This window comes from Bifidobacterium sp. M0399 (genome assembly GCF_016100595.1).
GTDB classification, from domain to species: Bacteria; Actinomycetota; Actinomycetes; order Actinomycetales; family Bifidobacteriaceae; genus Bombiscardovia; species Bombiscardovia polysaccharolytica.
Genome location: NZ_JACFSD010000005.1, coordinates 1 through 8122, shown reverse-complemented (window position 1 = coordinate 8122; position 8122 = coordinate 1). Strand labels below are relative to the sequence as shown.

Genomic DNA, 8122 nt, shown 5'->3' with positions numbered 1-8122 from the left:
GCCGGGCGGGCATCGGACTGGCAATCAAAAAGCTATAAGTAGCACAAACACGCTCTTGAGTTCTCAAACCACCACCACACCAACAAGCGTTCAGCTTCCTCTCGGAAGAAGAACCGCCGTGTTGAGCAGCAAGAGATAAACTTACCACGAGCCGAGCAAAACGCAACCCGGCCCCTCCGAAAAGACCCTCAAAACAAGCTATAACAAGCCCTCAGACGGCGTGTCGTTGCATGTCCCTTTTTAACTTTAGACGTCGCGAAGTTGGACTTCAGCGCACCGCCACGGCTTCATGCACACATTTTATTCACAAAGTGACGATCGGTTCCCAGCGCCATTGGCGTGTCGGCTTAGTCCCTTCATAGTCCTTTTGAACTCTGCTCATAGTCGGCTGTATCCAATGCGGAGTTCACCTTCCGTTCTCGACCGCCAGTCATCCACAGCCTACGAATATGAATGTTGACATAGATGTATGTTCGCGCACTATGTTGGTCTACGAGTCATGGATTCTGTTGACGGATGGTAAGACGGGTGTATGAGCACAACAATTGCAGTACTGACCGGGGCGGGAATCTCGACTTCCGCCGGCATACCGGATTTTCGCGGGCCTGACGGGGTTTGGACCAAGCATCCCGATCAGATGAACGTTTATGACTTGGACCTGTTCATGAGTGACCGGAAGCAGCGGGAGTATTCATGGCGGTGGCAGAAGGAGTCACCAGTCTGGAAGGCCCAGCCCGGAGTAGCGCACAAGGCGCTGGCCAGGCTGGAGCAGGCAGGCATGCTGAACCTGCTGGCTACGCAGAACTTCGATGCCCTCCACGAGAAAGCCGGCAACTCCGAGGATGTCATCGTCAACCTTCACGGGACCATCGGCAGCTCCCATTGCATGAAGTGCGGTCAGGCATATCGGACGGCCGACATCATGGCCAAGCTTGATCAGGAACCCGATCCACACTGCCACAAGCCCATGCCCTACCAAGGCAACATGCCATGCAACGGCATCATCAAGACTGATGTGGTCTACTTCGGTCAAGCCCTGCCCGAAGGAGCCATGGAGAAGAGCATGAGGCTGGCCAGCCAGGCCGATCAGTTCTGGGTGATTGGCTCCACCTTGGAAGTGTATCCAGCAGCTTCGCTGGTGCCGGTGGCAGCCCAGGCGGGCGTGCCAATCACCATCATGAACATGGGCTCGACCCAATACGATTCCCTGGCAACCCGACTCATCCACGAACCTATCGAAGAGGCACTGCCCAAACTCGTCGACAAAACCATCGCCGGACAAGGATGATTCCCCAATCGCTCCGCGCAATTACTGGAACAGATCCGCGATCTGCAGGTTTCTGATGGGCCCTGCAAGAACCTGCAGGGCCCACTATGGCAATCCTTGAGCCGTCTTCCGTCTCACTACAGACAGACTCCACTTGTACCGGTCCCCTGTCAGCGTCGTTTTGGAACCCCGGCACTCCTATCACGCGGATACTCTGCATCAGGAAGCGAACCTCTGCCCCAGAAGAAGGACAACGAATCAACTCCGGAAGCCAAAGTCTTCCCGCCCGAGCAAAGTATGATGCCCTGGACATGCCCTTATCAGCACCGGCAGAGTCGATTCTTTGCTCCAAAACACCCATGGCCACGCCACAATGATCAGTGGGTACCCCGCTGGCTTCCAGCCATACATCCCAGCGGAGCCTTTTCATCCCCGATAGCATACTTTTAGTAGAGCCTAATCCTGAAACGCCTTGTCCCAACAGAGCTCCGACGCTTCCAATATAGAATCTAAATCTCTGATAGTCACCAAGTAGATTAAACGTGTAATAGCCGAGCTGAAACTCGCCTGAAAGACAAGATCACGAGTCCAAATTCATCGGGGAAAGCACCGGCGCTTCTCGCCAGCGGGAAAAGGACCGTTTTTGGAACAAATGGTGATTCCTGGAGAATTTGATTCTTTTTGTTGAATTGAGTGTTTCAAAACTCGTCTAAAAATCAATGTACAATTTGATGGACGGAAGGACGGGTTTTGAAACACTCATGGAGTCGCGATGCGCTTCGGCAATATGGTCTGAAAAAACTGGTACGCAAATGTGTACAGGTCTGGCTGTCTTTGTATATAGCGCTTGTAGCTGTGTCGATAGTGCCTGGTGTAGTCGGGGGAAAGATTCAGCCGCTGAATGGGATAGCGATGTGGCTGATGTTGGCCGGCTTGCTTGCCGTCCTTTGGATTCTTTTTTATCGACGACCTGAAGAAGATCCTTTAGGGAACAGTCGGGATGTGTTGATGGTTGTTTGTGGCGGACACCTGCTTTATCTGTCCGCGTTAATGGTTTTGATGACACGGGGGTGGCGTTGTCGGCTGATGTGTCTTGGTTGATAATAGCTATGTCTCTGGTAGAAGATGTGGCTCTTGGATACTATTCCTGGGATTGGTGCAGGGGAGCCCTGAATCTCAGATGGTTCTTGCGAACATGGCCGTATATGCTCCTCGGGGGCATTATGGCATATTGGCTGTGGCGCAATGATTCGAGGATATCCGATTTCCCTCAGAGCAGGAATGTGTTGTGGTGGATCGTATGTGGCGTTTTCTCACTGGTTATTTTTACCTATGGCAAGCAGATATTTGACGAGCGTATCTGTCCCAAGGAGGGACCGTATACGGGTAAGGATTCGGCGTATCCATATGGGGGAGGGGCTTGCGCATGCTGATTGGGTATGCCAGGGTCAGCACCCTGGACCAGAACGAGGACCTGCAGGTCGATGCTTTGAAGGCTGACGGGTGTGATCGATGCTATGTTGATCACGCTTCAGGAGCCAAGGCCAGCCGTCCTGAACTCGACCGTATGTTTGATGTTTTGCGAGAGGGTGACGTGCTGGTGGTATGGAAACTCGACCGACTGGGGCGCAGCGTCCAGAACCTGGTCGATATCATGAACCGTCTGCAGGATATGGGTGTTGGCTTCAAATCTCTGACCGAGCAGATGGACACAACCACTCCTGGTGGCGTCCTGGTGTTCAACGTGTTCGCCGCCATGGCCCAGTTTGAGCGTGACCTAATCCGTGAGCGAACCACCGCCGGTCTGAAGGCTGCCCGGTCACGGGGAAGGGTTGGTGGGCGGCGTCCCAAGCTGAGCAAGAGCGATAAGTCCATGGTTCGGCAGCTCTACGAGTCCAGGAGCGTTACAGTCCAGGAGATTGCGCAGCGCTTTAATGTCTCCCGAGGAACGATATACAAGACGATTAAATCTGATGGCACTGAACAACTTAACGGATATGATTCATTAAATGATAACGAGTGAAAAGAATATCATCTGTGAGAAGTGAAATATTTGGACGTTGGTGTGCTTCAGGGAGTAATTCTGGTCTATAGAACTGATAAAACCAATTGCAGCAGATGTGTTTAAGGCAGATTGAAACCTTTCACTTGGTGGTGTGCTGTTCCTGTGAAGCAATCAGTTGCTTGTAGTAGTCGCATCTACCCAGCAACTCTTCATGGTTGCCTTCATCCAGGACCCTACCGTTCTTGATAACGACAATCCAATCGGCTTCAAGAATAAGTGAGAGGCGATGGGCTGAATATAGAACTGTTGTGTTTCCGAATCTCTGTCGAATAAGTTTGGCAATAGTCTCCTCAGCCAGACCGTCTAAGTTGGATGTCGGCTCATCCATGAGTAAAAGCTTGGGCATTCTAATCAAGGCACGGGCCAGGGCAATTCTTTGCTTTTGACCGCCCGACAAGGCTAAACCAGACTGGCCCACTTCCCTATCCAGGAGCTGTGCATCTGATACGCCGTCGAGTTCGAGGCCGACACGTTTAAGCACCTGAGATATTTCATCATCTGTTGCCGTGTTGTTCCCAAGTAGTATGTTGTCTCTGATGGTTCCCGTCAGGATACAGGGGTCTTGTTCCACATACGCGATGTCTTTTCTCAACTTCTCCATGTGAAGGCCAGCGAGATCGGAACCATCGACGGTTACTTGCCCATTGGTGGGCTGGAAGAACCGTTCGACTAAGCTCAAGCATGTTGTTTTTCCGCCGCCTGATTCTCCAACCAGTGCCGTTATTTTCCCTGGAGGAGCGGTAAAACTAACATTGGTTAGCGAATTCTCTGTTTGGTCGATATACCTATGGTTGATTTCCTTGAAAGTCACTTTTGGAGCCTTTGTTAGGCTAAGCACCGTTCCTGCTGAATCGTCTTGCTGTTCTTTCACCGTAAAGAATTCATCCACTCGTTGGCTTCCGACTATGGCTTGTTGCATCTGCCCTATAGCAGACACTATTGAATTGATCGCTGTTGAGAAGTAGGAAAAGTACATCAAGAACATGACTAGCGATGTGAATTCCATCTGTCCACACGCAACTTGATATGCTCCGTATAGGATGGCGACTATGTTTCCCAGCTTTGACAAAATCTGGTTGACAGGCGCAAAACTGCTGTATAACCAAACAAGTTTCCTCCCGGAGGCAAAAGCCTGCCCTGTTATGGCATATATCTTGTTTTTTTCCGGGTCGATAGAGTTATAGGCTTCAAGTGTTCTCATGGAAGCGGCGGCTTCCTGCACAGTCGAGGTCATGTCCATTGTTGCATTCTGCAGATTGTTCTGCAGTTTTTTTTTACCGGCTTAGTTGCAATAAGCATAAGTGATATTGAAAAACCTGCAGGAATGAGAACTATCACAAAGAAAATGGGGTCAAGCCACACAAGGCACACCCCTGAACCTACAATCAGGATTATTCCTTGCACCAGTGAGAGGAATTGCGATGGAACCGACTTTATCAAAGCGGCATCATTGGAAACTCTTTGCGAATACCAGGCCGGAGGTTTCTGTTCCCTATCAAGCAAACTCATCCGGAAAAACTTGTCGACCATGCTGTTGCGAATGGAATATAATGATTTCTCCCCTATTGTGCCTAGTATGGCTTGCTGGATTGCTGTCAATACAGCGCCAAGAATGAACAGTATTCCCAATTGCACCGCGATTAATACGATTGCTTTGTGTTGTTGCACGCCGTCTATGAGGGCTCCGCTGAGCTGTGGTTGCAGCAGGACGACCGCTTGTGCGAGGATTCCCAGCAGAAGGCTTGCCGTGTATGCAAGAATGTGCCCCGGCATGTATTTCCTGACGACGTGGATAAAGTTCATGGTTGGCCTGGCCTCTAGTGTTTTGTGGGTTGGTTCTTGTGGGTGAGGCGTGTGCAGAGGATGGTGGTGGCTATGGCGACGGCCAGGAGCAGGAGGGACATGGGTAGGAAGATGTCTGCGATGATGGGTGTGTGTTGTATGCCGACCCCGTCCCGGACGAAGCTTATCGCCACGGATGCCTCGGTGATGGCCACGGCGACGAGGGAGAGGATGATGCCGGCGGTGACGTCGAGTGTGGTCTCGATGGCCGCTGACCAGGCGAGGGCGCCGCGGGTGACGCCCATCTGGTTGAGGCGCCGGTTCTGCATGCGTCGTTCGCTGATTCCTATGGCTATAGATTGGACGAGGAATATCAGGGCCAGGATGGTGCCGCCGGCTATCATGAGCGGTGTTCCCTGCTGCTCCTTGATGCTGGTCTTGATGTAGTCGTCGATGAAGTCCTGCCTGTTCAAGGCGGTGATCTTGTGGGTGGTGTCCCTTATCTGTTGGGCTATGTCGTCGGCCTGGGTGTGGTCGCGGGCGGTGATGAAGGCGTACAGTCGGCCGTTCTCGCCCTCCCTGGGCAGGCCATCCTCGGTCGTGAGCATGTCCATGTTCACGTGGGGGGTGGTCTTGGGCGGCTCGATGACGGCCACGACCTGGACCTGGTGTCTTTTGTCGTGGCGGTCGATGAGGGTGATCGTGTCGCCCGGCTTGCGCTGGTTGTCGTATGCTCTGCTTATGGCCACCTTGCCGGCGCCCAGGTCGGCCAGGCTGCCCTGGAGCACCTTGGGGGCGGTGTCCTTGTGGCTGGGGTCGGCCAGGTCACGGGCCTGGGCCCAGGTGACCTGGGGGAAGGTGTCCATCTGGATGTTTCCGTGCTTGTCGGTCAGGACCCATTGCTGGGTCTGGTAGATGTCGGCTGTGCCGACCTCCCGTCCGAGCCCCTGCAGCGTGCGCGAGATCCTGCCGGCCTGGGACAGGTCGTCCGAGGAGGCCACCACGTCGGCCTTCATGGGCTCGATGCTGAGCACCACCGAGCTCATGCGGCCCGCCTGCATGATGAGGATGAAGGAGACCAGAATGGTCAGCGCCATCATGGCCGGCAACGCTATGGCCGTGGCGCCTGCCCTGCCCCTGCGGACCCGTTGCCGGGCCAGCAGGCCCGGTCCGGCCGCGGTTTTTTCGGCCAGCAGGCCCAGCAGGGATGCTACCGGGGGGACCAGCAGGGGGGCGGCCACGTACACGGTGATTATCAGTAGGACGATCAAGCCCAGCAGCCGGTCGTAGAACTCCGAGCGGTCGACCGGCATGAAGGCGACCGTGATAGAGGCTAGGAACAGGGCCAGGGAGCATACGATCCGCAACCGGCTGGCCTTTTTGTCCTTGACGGCCGGTTGTGTCATCAGCTTCAGGGGGGTCTCGGCCCCGAACCTGCGCGTGGCCAGCCACACGCCCAGCAGGCAGACCGCCATCATCAGGGCGAAGGCCACGGCCGCCACCCACAGGCGGGCCCTGGGGTGGAAGAGCAGGTCGATGTCCGTGGTGCCCATGGCCCTTATGAAGGCCATGCCCACAGGAACGGTCAGCAGGGATCCGGCCAGGCATCCCGCGGCGTCGGCCAGGGCCAGGGGCAGGGAGAACTCTCGCAGGGCCATGGCCACGACCTGTTTGCCCGAGGCGCCGTTGAGCCGCATCAGGCCGTATTCCCGGCGCCTTTCCTGGACCAGGAAGGACACCGATGACAGGACCAGGAACACCGTCACCAGCAGGCAGAACACCAGCGCGATCAGCGACACAGTGTTCAATGCCAGGTCGTAGTAGGCCTTGGTCAGAATGCGGTGGTAGGCGTTCAGGCCCTCCAGGCCGTGCAGGCCGTCGTAGGCCAGGCCCGCCTGACGTGCCTGCAGGGTCGCGCAGGACAGGGTCGTGGCGGCGAACACGGCCAGGCACATGATCCAGTAGGAGGAGCGGTGGGCCCTGACCAGGGAGAAGGACAGGCTGGCCCTTGTTGGCCGCTTGCGCCAGGGTCGGCTCGCCTGCTGGGCCGGGGAGGCCATGCCCGCGCTCACCGGTCGGCCCCGCTCAACGTGGTCTCGGCCAGGTGCATGGCCAGCTGCTCGGCCGTGCAGCCCGACCACACCGAGTGGATGCGGCCGTCGACCAGGAACACGGTGCTGCCAGCACGGGCCGCCACATCCGGGTCGTGGGTCACCATCAGCACCGTGGACCCCCGCGCCGCCACCTGGCCGAAGGCGTCCAGCACCAGCTGGGAGCCGGCGGTGTCCAGGGCGCCCGTCGGCTCGTCGGCAAAGACGACCGAGGGCCTCGAGGCCAAAGCCCTGGCCACCGCCACACGCTGCCGCTGCCCGCCCGACATGTCCGAGGGATAGACGTCGGCGAAACCATCCAGACCCACCGCCTGCAGGGCCCGCACGGCGTCGTCGACCTCGATGCGCGGCCCGCCGAAGAGGAAGGACAGCATCACGTTCTGCAGGCATGTGAACGCTTCGACGAGGTTGTAGTCCTGAAACACGAACCCGATCAGGTCACGCCTGACACGTGTCAGGTCGGCCTCTCCCATCCGGGCCAGGTCATGCTGCCCGATGTGCACCAAGCCCTGGTCGACCGGCAGCAGGCCCGAGGCGCAATTCAGCAGGGTCGACTTGCCCGCGCCCGAGGGCCCCATGATCGCCGTCCACGACCCAGGCGGGCATTGCAGGGACACGTCGGTGATGCCGGCCCCGCCCGAACCGTAATGATAGGAGACACCCTCAAGGGACAGAAACTCACCAGCCATACCCAACCCCAATCCACAGCCCGACGAAACCCCGAGCACCATACGAATCCACAACGCGAAAAGCTACAGCGAACTTTACACTGAGACGCAATACAAGTATTGCTTGCGTGACGGTTAAAAGTCGGCCTATAGGAACTAAACGCGTTGTTTTAGGTTCTGTGTGTGGGTTTGGTTGTGTGTTGGTCAGAGTGTGGTGTTGGGGTATCTG

Annotated in this window: 6 protein-coding genes; 2 read left to right on the top strand and 4 right to left on the bottom strand. The window is 56.1% G+C overall.

What is annotated here, in order from left to right; translation table 11 throughout:
• Window positions 1-532: 532 nt before the first annotated feature.
• Window positions 533-1288: a Sir2 family NAD-dependent protein deacetylase gene (locus tag H3V09_RS08815; protein WP_046322234.1), complete on the top strand. Its 756-nt coding sequence runs from the start codon at window positions 533-535 to the stop codon at window positions 1286-1288.
• A gap of 1405 nt (window positions 1289-2693) precedes the next feature.
• The gene (locus tag H3V09_RS08810; protein WP_015021179.1) at window positions 2694-3290 is read left to right on the top strand and encodes a recombinase family protein; all 597 of its coding nucleotides are present in this window, start codon (window positions 2694-2696) and stop codon (window positions 3288-3290) included.
• Window positions 3291-3411: 121 nt separating this feature from the next.
• On the opposite strand, the gene H3V09_RS08805 is transcribed toward H3V09_RS08810, so the two are convergent.
• Genes H3V09_RS08805 through H3V09_RS08790 form a run of 4 tightly spaced genes read right to left on the bottom strand, consistent with a single transcriptional unit; the run spans window position 3412 to window position 7914 of the window.
• Window positions 3412-4572 carry an ABC transporter ATP-binding protein gene (locus tag H3V09_RS08805; RefSeq protein WP_015021178.1) on the bottom strand — a complete coding sequence of 387 codons (1161 nt, stop codon included), beginning with the start codon at window positions 4570-4572 and terminating at the stop codon, window positions 3412-3414.
• Window positions 4563-5105 carry an ABC transporter transmembrane domain-containing protein gene (locus H3V09_RS08800; protein WP_198199054.1) on the bottom strand — a complete coding sequence of 181 codons (543 nt, stop codon included), beginning with the start codon at window positions 5103-5105 and terminating at the stop codon, window positions 4563-4565. Before H3V09_RS08800 ends, H3V09_RS08805 begins: the two co-directional genes overlap by 10 nt.
• A 44-nt stretch (window positions 5106-5149) precedes the next feature.
• Window positions 5150-7186 (bottom strand): ABC transporter permease, encoded by a 2037-nt coding sequence (locus H3V09_RS08795; RefSeq protein ID WP_033512067.1) that lies wholly within the window; start codon window positions 7184-7186, stop codon window positions 5150-5152.
• Complete coding sequence (locus tag H3V09_RS08790; RefSeq protein ID WP_029676375.1) at window positions 7183-7914, bottom strand: ABC transporter ATP-binding protein; 732 nt, start codon at window positions 7912-7914, stop codon at window positions 7183-7185. Before H3V09_RS08790 ends, H3V09_RS08795 begins: the two co-directional genes overlap by 4 nt.
• Between the last annotated feature and the right edge of the window lie 208 nt (window positions 7915-8122).

Coding starts and splice junctions, on each gene's coding strand:
- H3V09_RS08790 (WP_029676375.1), bottom strand. CDS start 7,914: ATGGCTGGTGAGTTTCTGTCCCTTGAGGGTGTCTCCTATCATTACGGT.
- H3V09_RS08815 (WP_046322234.1), top strand. CDS start 533: ATGAGCACAACAATTGCAGTACTGACCGGGGCGGGAATCTCGACTTCC.
- H3V09_RS08805 (WP_015021178.1), bottom strand. CDS start 4,572: ATGGACATGACCTCGACTGTGCAGGAAGCCGCCGCTTCCATGAGAACA.
- H3V09_RS08800 (WP_198199054.1), bottom strand. CDS start 5,105: ATGCCGGGGCACATTCTTGCATACACGGCAAGCCTTCTGCTGGGAATC.
- H3V09_RS08810 (WP_015021179.1), top strand. CDS start 2,694: ATGCTGATTGGGTATGCCAGGGTCAGCACCCTGGACCAGAACGAGGAC.